The organism is Xenorhabdus bovienii (assembly GCF_024721015.1).
In the GTDB taxonomy this organism is placed as follows: Bacteria; Pseudomonadota; Gammaproteobacteria; order Enterobacterales; family Enterobacteriaceae; genus Xenorhabdus; species Xenorhabdus bovienii.
In genome coordinates this window covers 1-265 of the sequence record NZ_JANAIF010000427.1, presented here as the reverse complement: position 1 = coordinate 265, position 265 = coordinate 1, and the positions used below count along the sequence as shown (strand labels likewise).

Sequence of the window (265 nt, the reverse complement as noted above, 5' to 3'; positions counted from 1 at the left end):
AACCAATACTTCCCTTGTTTCTCCAGTCAGTGTATCCTTAACCGTAGCGAAAGTTTTGTCAGTTATAGCATTGAAGACTCCAATTCCTAATCCTTTACTGGTTCTGCCACTTAATTTGGTAGCATTGATCAGAGGAGCTTCACCAGGAGCAGAGCTGGTTTCCTCATTGTCATTGAGGTCAATATCGCCGAAAGTTTTTCCAACCCTTCTTGAATAGAACATATTGCCTCTGTCGAATAGCTCGGTGCCTTCGGTAAAGAAAGAT

The 265-nt window shown here is 42.3% G+C and carries 1 protein-coding gene; it reads right to left on the bottom strand.

Annotation, left to right across the window (positions count from 1 at the left end; translation table 11 throughout):
• Window positions 1-265: DUF5916 domain-containing protein (locus NXS07_RS21270; RefSeq protein ID WP_258087668.1), on the bottom strand; the 265-nt coding region annotated here is incomplete at both ends.